Here is a 15,061-nt window from a genome sequence, read left to right as displayed (position 1 = left end):
TATGACAAATAATCCACTTATCAAACTTGAAAATATTGTTCGTGAATTCCCAGCCGGTGATTCAACCATACAAGTGCTTAAAAATATCAATTTAACGATTAATGCCGGTGAAATGGTTGCCATTATTGGTGCATCTGGCTCAGGCAAATCGACGTTAATGAATATTTTAGGTTGTTTAGATAAACCAAGCTCGGGAGTCTATACAATTGGAGGTCGAACCACCAATAAATTATCACCCGATGAATTAGCTGAATTACGTCGAGAACATTTTGGATTTATCTTTCAACGCTATCATTTATTAAGCGCCTTAACTGCACAAGGTAACGTTGAAATTCCCGCCATTTATGCAGGAATCACTAATGAACAACGAAAAAAACGAGCTATTGAAATATTAACGCGTTTAGGGCTTGAAGATAAAACTAATAATAAACCCAGCCAATTATCGGGAGGTCAACAACAGCGTGTCAGTATTGCTCGAGCCTTAATAAATGGCGGACAGGTTATTTTAGCAGATGAGCCAACAGGCGCACTTGACCGTAAAAGCGGATTAGAAGTTATGGCTATCTTGCGAGAACTTCATAAACAAGGACATACTGTGATTATTGTAACGCATGATAGCAATATTGCCCAAAGTGCAGAGCGAATTATTGAAATCAGTGACGGAAATATTATCTCAGATTCAATCAATCCTAACTATCAGGTAGAAGAAAAAAAAGATAATCGCCAAGTTAAACAGATCGAAACAACTAAAACCCAAGACAACTTTCAAGCTAAATACAATCGCTTTCGAGACGCCTTTAATATGGCGATATTGTCGATGCGTTCTCAACGATTACGCACTTTTCTAACCATGCTTGGTATCATCATTGGCATAGCTTCTGTCGTTTCCATGGTTGCATTAGGAGAAGGTACAAAACAAAAAATACTCTCGAATATAAACTCATTAGGAACAAGCACGCTAGAGATTTATCCCGGTAGCGGATTTGGGGATCGTAATGCAGATAAAATTACCACCCTACGCTCATCCGATGCTGACTTTTTAGCGAAACAGAATTTTGTTCATAGCACAACCCCAAATCTGGCAACATCAGTCTATTTTCGAGTCAAAAATTTGGCGATGACTGGTACAGTAAATGGTGTGGGAGAGCAATTTTTTGCCGTTCGTGGTTATGACATCACCCAAGGCATTGCTTTTGATCAAGCTAGCGTTGCATCATCAGCACAAGATGCCGTTATCGATGAAAATACCGTTAAACAGTTATTTAAGAATGAAAATCCAATTGGAAAAATTCTTATGGTGGGTCAATTACCGGTAAGAGTAATTGGTGTTGCCACCAAACAACAACAGGGATTTGGTAATAATGAGAGTCTCAATATCTGGTTACCTTATACCACTGTCATTAATCGCATGGTTGGACAAACATCGTTAAGAAGTATTACGGTTCGGATTAATGATAATGTTGATTTATCAGTTGCTGAACAAGCGATTAATAAAATCATGATACAACGGCATGGTGTTAAAGACTTTTTTATCTTTAATTCAGATAGTATCCGTGAAACGGTTAATTCCTCGGCTTGGGTGTTAACATTATTAATCTCAACCATTGCATTTATATCACTGTTAGTCGGTGGTATTGGGGTAATGAATATCATGCTAGTATCGGTTACCGAAAGAACTCGAGAAATTGGTGTGCGCATGGCTGTTGGAGCACGCTCGAGTGATATATTGCAACAGTTTTTAATCGAAGCGGTATTAGTGTGTTTGATCGGCGGAACATTAGGTATTTTATTATCATTTGTGGTCGGTGGGATTTTTAATTATTTTGTCACATCATTTGCAATGCGTTTTTCAATCATTTCAATTATCGCCGCCTTTAGCTGTTCAAGTATAATTGGCATAATTTTTGGGTATTTTCCAGCAAAACGAGCCGCAAAACTTGATCCAATTTATGCATTAGAAAGAGAATAAAAAGCGCTGTTAAAATTAAATCCCTTTGCACGATAAACTGCAAAGGGATGACAATTTGTTAATAACCGTTTAAAAATTAATTATTTTGTTCTTCACTTTCAGTTTTTTTATCAATTTCTATTTTAACATGCGGATCTAAATCCACTAAGTAAGCAGTAACTCTCGCATAATCTTTGACATAATCAGTGGTATTTTTAGTATTAAGGCCACGCGAGTTCACAAAAAACTTACGATTAACCACAACAGTTGGAATTGACTCAGGTCTTAATTGGTTATAGGCCTCAGTTTGTTGTGTCATAAACGCTTTAACTAAAAAACTTTGTTTGGTTTTATCAAACTTTTCAGCATCAACACCTAAGTCTGCAAAGACAGCTTTAATATCATCAGCAGTTTTTAATTTACGCTCGGTTTGTACAGCTTTATAAAGTGGATCTGACACTTTATCTTCAATACCTAATACATTAGCCACCGCCCATGCTTCAGCTAGCTCTTTAGCTAACGGACCAAAATTGTCTAAATGATAACGTTTAAATTTAGTATCATTTGGTAAAGCTTTAGCAATCGCGTCTGTTGCATGAAATTCGCTTTCAAATTTAAAACAGCTAGGACAATTGAATGAGAAAAACTCTACAACTTCTTTATCTGGAGAGGGTTCAAATGGTAAAACACCATATTGTTCACCTTGTTCAATCGGTTTTAATTGCTCAGCAACATTTGCTGTAGTTGGTTGAGTATCATTTTTATTATCTGCCGGCGCTTCTTGCGCAAAACAGGTTATAGAAGTTAATAATACTCCAATAGCAATAAGCGTTTTTTTCATTTAATTTATTCTCCTTATTCTTTAATAATTCCGCGAGCTTTTAATATTGCTGATTTAAAATCATCTTCATAATCTTTTTTTAATCCAGGTATAGCTTCGTTTTTATCTGAATTACGCATTTTTAAATGATAAATTAAAACTTCATCACTAAGATCTTTTAAATTTCCATCAAAACCAGCTTCTTTACCCAATTTATCTAAAAGCTGTAATAAATTGAGATCTGAATCGTTTTCCCAAGCTGGTTGTAATAACTCAATTAACTCATCAATACGATGACATTTCATAATAACTACCTTTTAATTATTCAACTAAGTTGATAGGTGATGACATAAACCTTTATGTTAATCTTTACTTTACAATCTATATATTAATAAGCTTCTAGTATATACTCGGCTTTAAATTTCAATTGTCCATTTAGAGAGATTCATAAACATATATATTTTATGTCTAAAAAATAACTTTGCTATATAGTAATGTTATTTTGCTTTTTGGCAATGTAAAAGAGAAAGAATTTATGGAAAAACTGCCTATTACTGCTATTATTTTAGCTGGTGGTCAGAGTAACCGCATGAATGGTGTGGATAAAGGCTTGATGTTATTAGCTGGGAAACCACTTTTTCAGCATGTAATTGATCGCATTAAACCTCAAGTCGATTTTATAATGATTAATTGTAATCGGCATGCTGATCAGTATGGCTCGCTAAGCTACCCCATTTTTGGTGATGATTTAAAAGGATTTTTAGGACCGCTTGCCGGAATTTATAGTGGCTTATTACGAAGCAATACAGATTGGAACTTATTTATTAGTTGTGATACTCCTTTTTTACCAGATGATTTGCTCGCTCGTTTAGTAAAATTTACAGCTACTCATCAAGCTATTTTCCCTTTTGATGGTAAGGATAATCATCCAACCATTTTATTAATCAATAAATCGGTCATTACTCAACTAAAAAAATATTTGGAAAACGGTGATCGCAAACTGATGCTGTTTTTAAAGAAGATTCATGCAACTGCTGTTGATTTTAGCGATACGCCTACTAGTTTTATCAATATTAATACAGTTGATATGCTAGAAAGTGCCAATTTGGCAATTGAGGCGAATAAATAAATCACAAATCGGGCCTTTTTATGCATTAGCTTATTGATTTTTTTTGTTTAAAAACCCCGTTCCTCAACTTTTTTTATATTTTAATTATTAACAGTTTGATAGATAAAAACTTACTGTCATTTTTTAAGCAATTTTTTTAATTCTTGAGCAAAGCTTTCTATTTCAACTTCTTGTGTTGACCACGAAGTGCAAAAACGTAAACAAATATGGTTTGGATCACTTTGCCCCAAATTATCCACAGCATAACGTGAAGTAATTTTTTTAGCTAATTGATTCGGTAAATTGACAAACAGCTGGTTGGTTTGTGGTTTGGCTGCAAAGGTGAATCCCTCATTTTCAAATAAGTTTGTAAGTTTTTCAGCCATCATATTGCTATGTTTGCCTAATGAAAGATAAAGGTTATTTTGCATTAACGCTTTAAATTGTACAGCTATAATCCAACTTTTAGCTAATATTGCTCCTTTTTGTTTCATATTAAAACGGAAGTCGCGATTAATATTATGATTATTAAATACCAACGCTTCACCAGCAAAACCACCAACTTTAGTGCCACCAATATAAAATACATCGGTATATTTGGCTAAATCAGGGAAAGTAATGTCATTATCTTTAGCGCCTAATGCCATAGCTAAACGCGCACCATCTAAATAAAGATATAAATGATTTTTTTGACAAAATTGATACAGTTTTTTTAGCTCTTGTTTGGTATATAGGGTACCTAATTCGGTAGTGTTGGAAATGTATATGAGCTTTGGTTGGACCATGTGCTCGTCACAATGATAATCTAAAACAGGTTTTATGGATTCTGGTGTTAATTTTCCATCTTCAGTTTTCACCATTACAACCTTATGCCCTGTGGCTTCAATTGCACCCGTTTCATGCACATTGATGTGTCCGGTTTCCGCTGCAATCACAGCCTGATATGGTTTGAGTATATGTGAAATGGTTGTTAAATTGGTAATTGTCCCACCAGCCATAAAATGTATGTCTGCATTCGGGGATTTTAATCTTTTCCTAATCTGATCGATTGCATCATTACAACAATCATCTAAGCCATATCCAATCAACTTTTTATTATTGATATTGATAAATTCTTCTAACAATTTAGGGTGTACTGTTTGATTATAATCATTTAAAAAATCGTACATATCATTAATCTTGTATAAAATAATATTTACGTTTAAATATAGCACGTTATTGTTGAGAATCTATGAATAATAAAAAAATTATTGGTATCACTGGATATAGTGGATGTGGTAAAACTACTTTGCTAAAAAAGATTATTCAGTTAATGGTTTTGCGAAATATTAAAGTAGGTTCATTAAAACATGCCCATCATGATATTGAGTTAGATATCCCTGGCAAAGATAGTTATGAGCTACGCAAATCGGGGGCATTACAAACTATTGTTGCCTGCGATAAACGTTACGCATTAATTGAGGAAACACCAGATACCCCAGCAGATCTAAAAACGCTTATTAATCGGTTTACCGATGTTGATGTGATATTAATTGAGGGATTTAAAGATGAACAAATTCCTAAAATTATGTGTCATCTAAAACAATGTCAAAAACCATTATTTATTGATGATTTTACCATTGCTGTTGCTAGCGATGAGCCGTTAATAACATCTTTACCTGTATTAGATATTAATCAACCAGAGCAAATTGTGAATTTTATAAATAATTATTTATTTTGCCGTTAATATATCGTATTTTACTTAACTGTTTTTTTAACTAATATTATCATTATGAAATTTCGACTAAGAAAAACTATAAGCATTGCCAAGAAAGTCCTAATTGGATTAATGCTTTTCTCTGTTTTTCTTATTCTGCTTATGCGTTGGGTTAATCCTTGGGGTTCCATGTTGATGGTCGAAAGAAAGATCGCTAACTGGAATATTAATCAACAACGAATTTGGAAAGATTGGGATCAAATTTCAGATAATATTAAGATTGCCGTTATAGCTGCTGAAGATCAGCAATTTGCCCATCATTGGGGATTTGATTTTAAGGCTATAAACCGTGCGTTAAATTATAATAAAAATAATAGAAAAATCCGTGGCGCCAGTACCATCACTCAGCAAGTTGCGAAAAATATTTTTTTATGGTCATCGCGAAATTGGATCCGCAAAGGTGTTGAATCATGGTTCACAGTTTGGATTGAGCTTATTTGGTCAAAGCAACGGACACTTGAGATTTATTTAAATAGCGTTGAATGGGGGGAAGGGATTTTTGGTATTGAGGCCGCCTCACGCCACTACTTTGGTGTCAGTGCAAAGCAATTAACCAAAGAGCAAGCTAGTTTACTGGCTGCAATTTTACCTAATCCTAGAAAATGGAGTCCAGTTAATCCTAATATCCTTACACAAAAAAAAGCAAAATGGATCCTAGGCCAAATGGAAAATTTAGATACGAAAAAATATTTGAAGAAACTTAATTAATTAACGCTTAATGTTTCTACAAATTCAGGCACAATTTTACTTGCTGGGCCGTAAATTTTGGTTTGAAATAAACTTTCCCCCAAACTCGGCTCTAAATTGAGCTCAACAGTTTTTGCCCCCGATTGATTAGCAACCTCTACAAAACCCGCTGCCGGGTAAACATTGCCCGATGTACCAATCGAAATAAAATAGTCAGCTTGTGAAAGCGCATGGTAAATTTTATTCATCTCTAATGGGATTTCACCAAACCATACTATGTGAGGACGAATAAGCTTATTTTTTACATAATCCACATCTTGATGACAATCAATAATTTGCCCGGTTTGCTCATTACGAACTTTCAATAATTCGCCATGCATGTGAATAATATTTTTAGAACCCGCCCGCTCATGAAGATTATCAACATTTTGTGTCACAATTAATACATTTTCACTGCCGAGCTTATGTTCAAGCTCAGCTAAAGCAAAATGCGCTAAGTTTGGTTTTACCTCAGGGCTTTGTAATTTTTTTCGTAGCATATTATAGAAAGAATGGACCGCAATGGGATCGCGACTATAACCTTCATAGGTTGCAACATCATTAACATCATACCCTTCCCACAATCCATTTTGTGCACGGAATGTCGATAGTCCAGATTCCGCAGAAATACCCGCACCAGTTAAGATAACAAATTTAGGTTTTTGCAGCATATCTATCTTCCTTCTTATTAATAAGCCTTATTATCAATGAAACAGATTATTGACTATATTCTGTCGTAAATATATGTAAGGCTGGTTTGCTTAACTTTTGATATTGACTATAAGCTGTTGCTACTTCAAATTTTATTTCATCTTTTGATTTACCATCCAACCAACTATTGATCATAGCATGAATACTATAAGCTTCTGGCGCCATACGGTGCAAGGTTAAGATCAACGGGTTAATACCTAAACGAGATAGTGGTGGTGTAAAATATTTCTGACTTTTACAAGCAAATACTGCTGCATAGCGTGATTTTTGTTTTTCTTGTACATTTTTGGGCAAAGTGTCCCAGCGTAAATTATCGGGTAAATAATTTCGCCATGACCACTCCATTAAGGAGTCATGACCAATATAAATAACTAAATTGGCTTTTCCCCCTGCGATAATTTGAGTATTATCGATTGAATAAGACGCTTCTTTCTTCCCAGCTGAATAGGTTATAAAATCATTAACAGCATCATCAATATATTTACCATCATAAGCCTGTGCTATAATATAGACATCTTTTGTTTTATGTTTATAAATTATTTCTTCCAAAATTTTACTATTCTCTGGTTTATTTATTTTTATCTGTTGCCACTCTTTTTGTTTATCAAAATAGGTTTTAAAACCATAGGCCGCCCCCCAATAAAGATTATTTTTTGGATCTTGACCATTACCAATTGCTTTAGGAACCGGAGCTATTCGCTGATATTTGTTATCACATAAAGCGACAACAACATGAATCACTTTTGAATCAGCAAAACATGAAAAAGATAAACACATTATTGGTATTAATAATAGATATTTACTCATTTTCTCCATTTATTATCAAATCTCCATTCACTTCGTATTTTACAATTACATTATTTTTATACATCATTTCAGAACGAATACATGCCGGAGCACCACCGACATTGTTTTTGGTCATAGTGTCTCTCCAGATTTCATTTTTTCTATAGATAACACCTTGCCTTTTAATAAAGGCATGCTGCTTTTCATAAACATGATAGCTGTATAGTCTTTCTGCATCACATAATAGCTCACCCTCTAGTTGGTGATCGCCAACATGAAGCATAATTTGAAACGTTTTATCGGTAGGATTATGAATAATAAGATCAATATAATTATAAAAAATAGCGGCACCCGAACCAAAAGGTAACACTCGACCATCATCAGGAAAAGGATCAAAGCTATGATTTGCTCGTTCGACTATTTGGAGTTCTGAATGGAGAGCTAACCAATGAATTAAATTACTGATCTGACATATACCACCGCCAATACCTGAACGAGCTACGCCAAATGAAAGTTCCATTCCATTCACAAATCCTCGCTTTTTAGTTGGTTTTCCGACTAATCGGCAAAACGAGAAATATTTACCAGGTTTAATTAAGATTCCATTTAACGAATCAACGGCAATTTTTAGGTTTGTGACTTTATTGTATTGAAGCTGAATATCGCTGTTACCCAATCGACGTATTAATTTGGATGTATGTTTTTTATAACGATATGGTAAACGTAAATCATGACTTCGTTCTAAGCTATATTGACGTGAAGAATAATACCAAAACAAATGACGAAACAAGCGACGCTGATTTACCCTTAACCAATAAAGTAAGGGATGATAACTGGATAACGGCTTTCGCATTATTGCTTTTTCCTTATATTCTACTAATATCGATTATAGCATCAAAAGATTTATATACTATGTTATATAAGTTTTTTAAGTTTAAAAAATTGTTACAAGACGCTTTGGTTTATTTACCAAAATACCTTAACATTTAACAAATTTAATCTCTTCGACATAATTTTAATCACACAGTTCGCTTAATACGTTTAGGAAATGGATAAAATGAAAACAATAGGTTTAATCGGTGGGATGAGCTGGGAAAGTACAGTGACTTATTATCAAGTGATCAATCAAATGGTAGGAAAATCATTAGGAGGATTACATTCAGCCAAGACGCTTTTATATAGTGTCGACTTTCAAGAAATTGAACATTGTCAGTCCAATGGTGAGTGGGATAAAAGTGCGCTCATTTTAATTGATGCAGCGAAAAGACTAGCATTAGCTGGAGCAGATTTTATCGTGATTTGTACCAATACGATGCATAAAGTCGCAGATCAGGTTCAAGCTGCCATTGATATTCCCATTCTCCATATTGCTGATGTTACGGCACAGCACTTAATCAAAGGCAATATTCAAACGGTTGCTTTGCTAGGAACAAAATATACGATGGAACAAGACTTTTATAAATCAAAACTGATTAATAAAGGTTTAAAAGTGCTTATTCCCGATGAGCAAGATAGAATGATCATCAATCAAATTATCTATGATGAACTCTGCCATGGCATAATTAAGCCAAGCGCTAAACAAGCTTATCTTGATATTATTGATAAACTTGTTAAGCATGGGGCACAAGGCGTTATACTGGGTTGCACTGAAATTGGCTTGTTAATCCAACAGGCAGATTGCCTGACGCCATTTTTTGATACCGCTTTATTGCATGCCGAGGAAGCCGCCTTATTTGCAATAAGTTAATCATTTACTCTTTATCAGTATATTCTAATATATCACCCGGTTGGCAATCTAAGTGTTTACAGATTGCCTCGAGGGTTGCCAGTCTGAATCCTTTTACTTTACCTTGCTTTAGTAATGATAAATTTTGTTCAGTAATACCGATTGCGGCTGCCAAGTCTTTGGATTTAACTTTGCGTTTAGCCAGCATTACATCTAAATTTATAATAATTGCCACATTAAGATCCTATTAAATCGTTTTCTAGGTTAACGTCATTGTATCGTACTCAACGTTATTATTTATATGCCATATTTAGATAAACTGTCTATTTTCTTCAGCGATCTGACTGGCTTTTTTTAAGATCTGACCAATTAGCATAATACTGATTGCTAAAAGCAGTGTCATAAAATCTTCACTAGTAAACGATACCGTAAAATAACGCTCAGGTTGATTGTAACTTAATATTGCCGTTATTACCGGTTCTGAAAGTACGCCCATTACCGCCCAAATCACCAAAAATTTACCAAAGTTATAACAGTATTTTGTTGATTTAACAGAAAAATAGTCTGCTTGCGCAAAATTAACCAGCATTAATCGTAGTTGATTAAAAGCATAAATTAAAATAACAATTCTGCCGGTATCAATAAGTGTTGCTAAGGCAGCTTGCCAAAAGTTTAGGTCTGTAGAAATGTCGATGCTATCATCCATTGTCGTGGAAATGAAAAAAGAATATCCATCCGATCCAAACCCAATATTGTTCTTATCAAAAAAGTAAAATAACAAAGGCGATATCGTTCCAATCAGCATACATAATAAGATAGGGATCAAAATTAATACTGACATCAATTTACAATATTGATTTAAGCGAGTCTGATTTTTAGCTATATCTGTGTTCATTTTTATTTCCTTTTGGTTAAATTTACCAAATAGAGTATAAGCTGAGGGAAATAAAAAAACAACAATTTATTAAAGTAAAACGATAATAATTTATCGTTATTCACTTATTTGTGATTATAAAAAAGCCTTGCTGTTTAACGGCAAGGCTTCAAAAAATTAACTAATTATTTATGCTTCAATAGCAACACGTAGTTTTTTCATTGCATTTTTCTCGAGTTGGCGTATACGCTCAGCCGAAACACTATATTTATCAGCCAAAACCTGCAATGTTGATTTGCTATCATCAGCATCTAACCAACGCGCTTTAATAATATCTTGGCTACGCTCGTCTAATTGAGATAATGCATCATGTAATTTATCAGTTGCATCATTTTCCCAATTATCATTTTCAATTGATTTAGAAAAATCAGAATTAACATCTTCTAAATAAAGCGCAGGAGCAACAATTGAATTATCATCGTCATCACTATCAATATCAAATGACATATCTTGCGCTGACATTCGTGATTCCATCTCTAGTACATCTTTACGACTTACGCCAAGCTCATCAGCAACCATATCAACTTCAGCACTATTAAACCAACCTAAACGTTGTTTATTTTTTCTCAAATTAAAAAATAATTTTCTTTGCGCTTTAGTGGTTGCGACTTTTACAATACGCCAGTTTTTTAGTACGTATTCGTGAATTTCAGCTTTTATCCAGTGTACCGCAAAAGAGACTAAACGTACTCCCATTCCTGGATTAAAACGACGTACCGCTTTCATTAAACCAATGTTACCTTCTTGAATCAAATCAGCTTGTGGTAGACCGTAACCAGAATATCCACGCGCAATATGCGCAACAAAGCGTAAGTGAGACAAAATTAATTGTCTTGCTGCATCAACATCATCATGATAATAAAGTCTTTCACCTAGAGACTTTTCTTCCTCAGCTGTTAGCATCGGATAAGTATTTATCATACGAAGATATGATTCAATATTTCCTTGTGGGATTAAAGCACCTGCTTGCATTTTTAAATCAGTACTCATTTAATTCCCCCCTTAAATTAGACTAATTTTGTTACATCTTACTTGTGTAACAAGTTAAATTCTTTCTTTTAATTTAGACCACTAAAATGTGATTTAGTTCACATTTTTATCATAATTTTTATTATGTAGGATCTGGTAAAAATGGCAAATATTTAATCCACCATTATGAAGCTATAACCATTTTATTCAAATACTTTTTAGTAGCAATAAATGCTGAAAACCAACCTATAATCATCGAGAATAAAATAATTAATAAGCTTTCATCCCATGAAAGACCATTTATATTAACTATTGTTCCAAAAACATCCGATACATGCAACATGGTTGAATCTATTTGAAGGATAAATACTTTCGATAGAACCAAAGCCAAAATAGCACTAATTAATCCAGTAAAAATACCATTATATAAAAATGGTCGTAAAATAAAGCCTTCCGTTGCCCCAATCAATTGCATAACCGTAATCGTTTGCCTGCGAGCAAATATATTTAACCGAATGCTGTTCCCAATAACCAGTGACACAGCAATGATCATAAAGATTGAAATCGCCCATACTATTGATTTGACCATATTGGTTAATGCTGTTAATCGCGTAAACCAACTGTCATCAAGCTGTACATCATCGACACCATCTATTTTTCGTAATTGTGCTTGTAGATCGTGTAATTTATTAGTTTGCTTAGCTTCTTCAACTGGAAAAATGATAGCAACTGCAGGCAATGGATTGTCAGCAAGTAAATCAAGTGCATCATCAAATCCTGACCAAGTTTTGAATTCATCGCGTGTTTCATCTCGAGAAAGATAAGTCACATTTTGAACTTCAGGAATCGTTTTAAATTCGTCAATTAAATTATTAGTTTGCTCTGGCGTTAGTGTTTTGTTTATATAAACTGTTACGTTAGGAGTTGGATACCATTGCTCTGCTGCTTGATTTGCATTTTTCAATAGTAAATAGCCTATTGTCGGTAAAGTAATTGAAATAGCAATAACAAAAATAGTCAGCAAAGAGGCAAATATATTTTGATAAAAATAGTTAAATACATTATGCCATGCATAGCCAATCTGCCTTTTCCACCGCCCTAAAAAGCTATTATTCTTTTTTTGTTTAGATGGTTTAATTTTGGCTTTTATCATCAACTTTTAACCTCTAAACGTCCTTGATTTAAATTGAGTATTCGATGGTGTTTTCGACGAATAAGCCCCATGTTATGCGTTGCCATCAGTACAGTTACACCAGTCTGGTTAAACTCTTCAAATAATTTCAATATATCTTTTGAAAGTTTATCATCTAAATTACCAGTAGGTTCATCAGCAAGTAATACGGTTGGGCGATTAACAATAGCTCGAGCTATTCCTACGCGCTGCTGCTCCCCGCCAGATAACTGTATTGGATAAAATTTCATTTTATCAATCAATCCAACTTTATCTAATGCTGCTGAAACTCGTCTTTTAATTTCTTCGGCTGGCTTTCCTAAAATGATTAATGGAAAAGCCACATTCTCATAAACAGTATGATCTAATAATAATTGGTGATCTTGAAATATCATACCTATTGTACGACGCAAAAACGGCACTTGATGTTTTTTTAAACGAGAAACATCAACACCATTAAGTAATACTTTACCATCATTCGCTTTTTCTAAACCACAAATCAAACGCATTAATGTGCTTTTACCTGCACCTGAATGGCCTGTTAAGAAAGCCATTTCCCCTTGCGATAAAGTAAATGTTATATTTTGCAAAGCTGGCTTTCCACCAGAATAAACTTTACTAACACGTTCAAATCGAATCATGATTTATCTCTATTCTTCTGCTTCATCAAACAGTGCGTTAATAAAATCATCAGCCACAAATGGTCTTAGGTCTTCTATTTTTTCACCGACACCGATATAACGGATTGGAATATTAAACTGATCAGCAATGCTGAATATAATACCACCTTTCGCAGTACCATCTAATTTAGTCAATGTCATCCCTGTTACACCAACAGCTTCATTAAATAATTTAGTTTGGCTAATAGCATTTTGGCCTGTTCCAGCATCTATTGTTAACATGATTTCGTGAGGAGCAGTTTCATCTTGTTTTTTAATTACTCGTACAATCTTTTTTAATTCATCCATCAGATGTGATTTATTTTGCAAACGTCCTGCAGTATCAGCAATTAATACATCAATATTTTTCGCTTTTGCAGCTTGAATGGCATCAAAAATTACCGATGCAGAATCAGCATTAATGTGTTGTGCAATTACTGGGATATTATTACGTTCACCCCAAACCTGTAATTGTTCAACAGCAGCAGCGCGAAAAGTATCGCCAGCTGCAAGCATAACTGATTTACCTTGTTGTTGAAATTGACGAGCTAATTTGCCAATTGTCGTCGTTTTTCCAACACCGTTTACACCAACCATCAATATAACAAAAGGTTTATGACTTTCTATATTTAGAGGTTGTTGAGCACCATCTAAAATAGATTTCATTTCATTTTTTAATAGATCATGTAATGCATCAGCATCTTTTAATTCTTTTCTTGAAGCTTGTTGTGTTAATGTGCTTATTAATTTTTGTGTGGTATCGAAACCAACATCAGCAATGATCAATTGCTCTTCTAATTCTTCAAACAGTTGATCATCAATCTTTTTTCCTTTAAATAAGCTAAGAAAACCAGATCCTATATTTTGTTTAGTTTTAAAAAGACCTTTTTTTAAACGAGAAAAAAAACCTTCTTTTTTTTGTTCAATCATAAATAACTTATCCCATGATCAATATCAATGATCATTTTATCTTATTTTATTATAAAGCCCAACGTATTCGATCAAAGAGAGTCATATTATTGATCTATTTGATCCTTGAATCTTTTAAGGATCGTGAATTAAATTTAATTATTTAATATAAAGATCGTTGAGAGTAATAGATCGCCATTCTCCTTGGGTTAGGTTGTGAGTAAATAAATTATACTTGCCAATCTGAACTCGAATTAAACGTAAGCAAGGAAATCCAACGGCGGCACACATTCTTCTAACTTGTCGATTTTTTCCTTCTGTTATAGTAATACTTATCCATGAAGTGGGAATTGTTTTGCGTTCTCGAATAGGTGGGACTCGTTGCCACAAATTAATAGGCTTTTCTAAAAAATCCACGATTGCAGGTGCGGTGTGAAATTCCTTTAATTGTACACCACTGATTAATTTATCAATCGCTTGCTTATCAATTAACCCTTCAACTTGTACCCAATAGGTTTTAGGTAATTTAAATTTTGGAGAACTAATTTTAGACTGCAATTTACCATCATTGGTCAGTAATAATAATCCTTCACTGTCAGTATCTAAACGACCAGCAGGATAAAATCTAGGCATGGATATATAATCTTTTAATGTCTGATATTTTTCATGAGCAGAAAACTGTGTCACGACATTAAATGGTTTATTAAAAGCGATTAATGAACTCATTCTATCCTCAGAAGAATTAAATAACCTTAGAATGCAAAAAAGCCCAGCATTGCTGCTGGGCTTTCGCTCTAATTTAAAAGTCTGGCGGCACCCTACTCTCACATGGGTAATA

Annotated in this window: 17 protein-coding genes and 1 pseudogene; 5 read left to right on the top strand and 13 right to left on the bottom strand. The window is 34.0% G+C overall.

Going from position 1 to position 15,061, the window contains the following annotated elements; translation table 11 throughout:
* Position 1: 1 nt before the first annotated feature.
* Positions 2 to 1,969, top strand: coding sequence for a MacB family efflux pump subunit (locus J3U18_RS11520; protein ID WP_267354190.1), 1,968 nt, complete (start codon positions 2 to 4; stop codon positions 1,967 to 1,969).
* Between the two features lie 76 nt (positions 1,970 to 2,045).
* Here J3U18_RS11520 and J3U18_RS11515 read toward each other — a convergent pair whose 3' ends face one another.
* Both J3U18_RS11515 and J3U18_RS11510 read right to left on the bottom strand, forming a co-directional pair.
* Positions 2,046 to 2,789, bottom strand: a complete 744-nt coding sequence (locus tag J3U18_RS11515; protein WP_267354187.1) for a DsbA family protein — start codon at positions 2,787 to 2,789, stop codon at positions 2,046 to 2,048.
* Between the two features lie 14 nt (positions 2,790 to 2,803).
* The gene (locus J3U18_RS11510; RefSeq protein ID WP_065563832.1) at positions 2,804 to 3,073 is read right to left on the bottom strand and encodes a YihD family protein; all 270 of its coding nucleotides are present in this window, start codon (positions 3,071 to 3,073) and stop codon (positions 2,804 to 2,806) included.
* 230 nt (positions 3,074 to 3,303) lie between these two features.
* On the opposite strand from J3U18_RS11510, the gene mobA reads away from it, so the two are divergent.
* Positions 3,304 to 3,897 carry a molybdenum cofactor guanylyltransferase MobA gene (gene mobA / locus J3U18_RS11505; protein WP_267354185.1) on the top strand — a complete coding sequence of 198 codons (594 nt, stop codon included), beginning with the start codon at positions 3,304 to 3,306 and terminating at the stop codon, positions 3,895 to 3,897.
* 116 nt (positions 3,898 to 4,013) lie between these two features.
* Here the strand turns inward: mobA and J3U18_RS11500 are convergent, their stop codons facing one another.
* Positions 4,014 to 5,045, bottom strand: a complete 1,032-nt coding sequence (locus tag J3U18_RS11500; RefSeq protein WP_267354183.1) for a threonine aldolase family protein — start codon at positions 5,043 to 5,045, stop codon at positions 4,014 to 4,016.
* A gap of 62 nt (positions 5,046 to 5,107) precedes the next feature.
* Here J3U18_RS11500 and mobB point away from each other — a divergent pair, with 62 nt between their 5' ends.
* A complete protein-coding gene (mobB, locus tag J3U18_RS11495; protein WP_267354181.1) occupies positions 5,108 to 5,602 on the top strand; it encodes a molybdopterin-guanine dinucleotide biosynthesis protein B in 495 nt (164 codons plus the stop codon).
* 45 nt (positions 5,603 to 5,647) lie between these two features.
* Positions 5,648 to 6,340 (top strand): monofunctional biosynthetic peptidoglycan transglycosylase, encoded by a 693-nt coding sequence (gene mtgA, locus J3U18_RS11490; RefSeq protein WP_267354179.1) that lies wholly within the window; start codon positions 5,648 to 5,650, stop codon positions 6,338 to 6,340.
* On the opposite strand, the gene cobB is transcribed toward mtgA, so the two are convergent.
* The 3 genes from cobB to J3U18_RS11475 are packed head-to-tail and all read right to left on the bottom strand — an operon-like array spanning position 6,337 to position 8,708.
* Positions 6,337 to 7,029: a Sir2 family NAD+-dependent deacetylase gene (cobB, locus tag J3U18_RS11485; protein ID WP_267354177.1), complete on the bottom strand. Its 693-nt coding sequence runs from the start codon at positions 7,027 to 7,029 to the stop codon at positions 6,337 to 6,339. The two genes, mtgA and cobB, sit on opposite strands and share 4 nt — an antisense overlap.
* A 46-nt stretch (positions 7,030 to 7,075) precedes the next feature.
* Positions 7,076 to 7,876, bottom strand: a complete 801-nt coding sequence (locus J3U18_RS11480) for a hypothetical protein (protein ID WP_267354176.1) — start codon at positions 7,874 to 7,876, stop codon at positions 7,076 to 7,078.
* Positions 7,869 to 8,708, bottom strand: coding sequence for a VanW family protein (locus tag J3U18_RS11475; protein ID WP_267354175.1), 840 nt, complete (start codon positions 8,706 to 8,708; stop codon positions 7,869 to 7,871). The genes J3U18_RS11480 and J3U18_RS11475 overlap by 8 nt, the downstream gene beginning before the upstream one ends.
* Positions 8,709 to 8,912: 204 nt before the next feature.
* On the opposite strand from J3U18_RS11475, the gene J3U18_RS11470 reads away from it, so the two are divergent.
* A complete protein-coding gene (locus tag J3U18_RS11470; RefSeq protein WP_267354173.1) occupies positions 8,913 to 9,602 on the top strand; it encodes an aspartate/glutamate racemase family protein in 690 nt (229 codons plus the stop codon).
* Positions 9,603 to 9,606: 4 nt separating this feature from the next.
* Here J3U18_RS11470 and J3U18_RS11465 read toward each other — a convergent pair whose 3' ends face one another.
* The 7 genes and pseudogenes from J3U18_RS11465 to J3U18_RS11435 all read right to left on the bottom strand — a co-directional run bounded on the left by J3U18_RS11465 (position 9,607) and on the right by J3U18_RS11435 (position 14,949).
* A complete protein-coding gene (locus tag J3U18_RS11465; protein ID WP_065733542.1) occupies positions 9,607 to 9,816 on the bottom strand; it encodes a helix-turn-helix domain-containing protein in 210 nt (69 codons plus the stop codon).
* A gap of 75 nt (positions 9,817 to 9,891) precedes the next feature.
* Complete coding sequence (locus J3U18_RS11460) at positions 9,892 to 10,476, bottom strand: DUF2975 domain-containing protein (RefSeq protein ID WP_267354171.1); 585 nt, start codon at positions 10,474 to 10,476, stop codon at positions 9,892 to 9,894.
* 168 nt (positions 10,477 to 10,644) lie between these two features.
* On the bottom strand, positions 10,645 to 11,505 hold the full coding sequence (gene rpoH / locus J3U18_RS11455; RefSeq protein ID WP_065733540.1) for an RNA polymerase sigma factor RpoH: 861 nt from the start codon (positions 11,503 to 11,505) through the stop codon (positions 10,645 to 10,647).
* A 163-nt stretch (positions 11,506 to 11,668) separates the two neighbouring features.
* The gene (gene ftsX / locus J3U18_RS11450; protein ID WP_267354170.1) at positions 11,669 to 12,637 is read right to left on the bottom strand and encodes a permease-like cell division protein FtsX; all 969 of its coding nucleotides are present in this window, start codon (positions 12,635 to 12,637) and stop codon (positions 11,669 to 11,671) included.
* Positions 12,637 to 13,296 carry a cell division ATP-binding protein FtsE gene (ftsE, locus tag J3U18_RS11445; protein WP_065563843.1) on the bottom strand — a complete coding sequence of 220 codons (660 nt, stop codon included), beginning with the start codon at positions 13,294 to 13,296 and terminating at the stop codon, positions 12,637 to 12,639. The genes ftsX and ftsE overlap by 1 nt, the downstream gene beginning before the upstream one ends.
* A gap of 9 nt (positions 13,297 to 13,305) precedes the next feature.
* Positions 13,306 to 14,229: pseudogene (gene ftsY / locus J3U18_RS11440) on the bottom strand (signal recognition particle-docking protein FtsY); the annotation flags it as partial.
* A 153-nt stretch (positions 14,230 to 14,382) separates the two neighbouring features.
* A complete protein-coding gene (locus J3U18_RS11435; protein ID WP_267354168.1) occupies positions 14,383 to 14,949 on the bottom strand; it encodes a pseudouridine synthase in 567 nt (188 codons plus the stop codon).
* Positions 14,950 to 15,061: the final 112 nt, after the last annotated feature.

It is taken from the genome of Gilliamella sp. B3482 (genome assembly GCF_026536805.1).
GTDB classification, from domain to species: Bacteria; Pseudomonadota; Gammaproteobacteria; order Enterobacterales; family Orbaceae; genus Gilliamella; species Gilliamella apicola_E.
Note: the sequence above shows the minus strand (reverse complement) of the source record. Positions and strands in the feature narration are given on the sequence as shown.

Bases quoted from the DNA above. Each gene is read 5' to 3' on its own strand.
- J3U18_RS11475 (WP_267354175.1), bottom strand. From the start codon at position 8,708: ATGCGAAAGCCGTTATCCAGTTATCATCCCTTACTTTATTGGTTAAGG.
- rpoH (WP_065733540.1), bottom strand. From the start codon at position 11,505: ATGAGTACTGATTTAAAAATGCAAGCAGGTGCTTTAATCCCACAAGGA.
- mobA (WP_267354185.1), top strand. From the start codon at position 3,304: ATGGAAAAACTGCCTATTACTGCTATTATTTTAGCTGGTGGTCAGAGT.
- J3U18_RS11515 (WP_267354187.1), bottom strand. From the start codon at position 2,789: ATGAAAAAAACGCTTATTGCTATTGGAGTATTATTAACTTCTATAACC.
- J3U18_RS11520 (WP_267354190.1), top strand. From the start codon at position 2: ATGACAAATAATCCACTTATCAAACTTGAAAATATTGTTCGTGAATTC.
- J3U18_RS11460 (WP_267354171.1), bottom strand. From the start codon at position 10,476: ATGAACACAGATATAGCTAAAAATCAGACTCGCTTAAATCAATATTGT.
- J3U18_RS11470 (WP_267354173.1), top strand. From the start codon at position 8,913: ATGAAAACAATAGGTTTAATCGGTGGGATGAGCTGGGAAAGTACAGTG.
- cobB (WP_267354177.1), bottom strand. From the start codon at position 7,029: ATGCTGCAAAAACCTAAATTTGTTATCTTAACTGGTGCGGGTATTTCT.
- ftsX (WP_267354170.1), bottom strand. From the start codon at position 12,637: ATGATAAAAGCCAAAATTAAACCATCTAAACAAAAAAAGAATAATAGC.
- J3U18_RS11480 (WP_267354176.1), bottom strand. From the start codon at position 7,876: ATGAGTAAATATCTATTATTAATACCAATAATGTGTTTATCTTTTTCA.
- J3U18_RS11510 (WP_065563832.1), bottom strand. From the start codon at position 3,073: ATGAAATGTCATCGTATTGATGAGTTAATTGAGTTATTACAACCAGCT.
- ftsE (WP_065563843.1), bottom strand. From the start codon at position 13,296: ATGATTCGATTTGAACGTGTTAGTAAAGTTTATTCTGGTGGAAAGCCA.
- J3U18_RS11500 (WP_267354183.1), bottom strand. From the start codon at position 5,045: ATGTACGATTTTTTAAATGATTATAATCAAACAGTACACCCTAAATTG.
- J3U18_RS11435 (WP_267354168.1), bottom strand. From the start codon at position 14,949: ATGAGTTCATTAATCGCTTTTAATAAACCATTTAATGTCGTGACACAG.
- mtgA (WP_267354179.1), top strand. From the start codon at position 5,648: ATGAAATTTCGACTAAGAAAAACTATAAGCATTGCCAAGAAAGTCCTA.
- mobB (WP_267354181.1), top strand. From the start codon at position 5,108: ATGAATAATAAAAAAATTATTGGTATCACTGGATATAGTGGATGTGGT.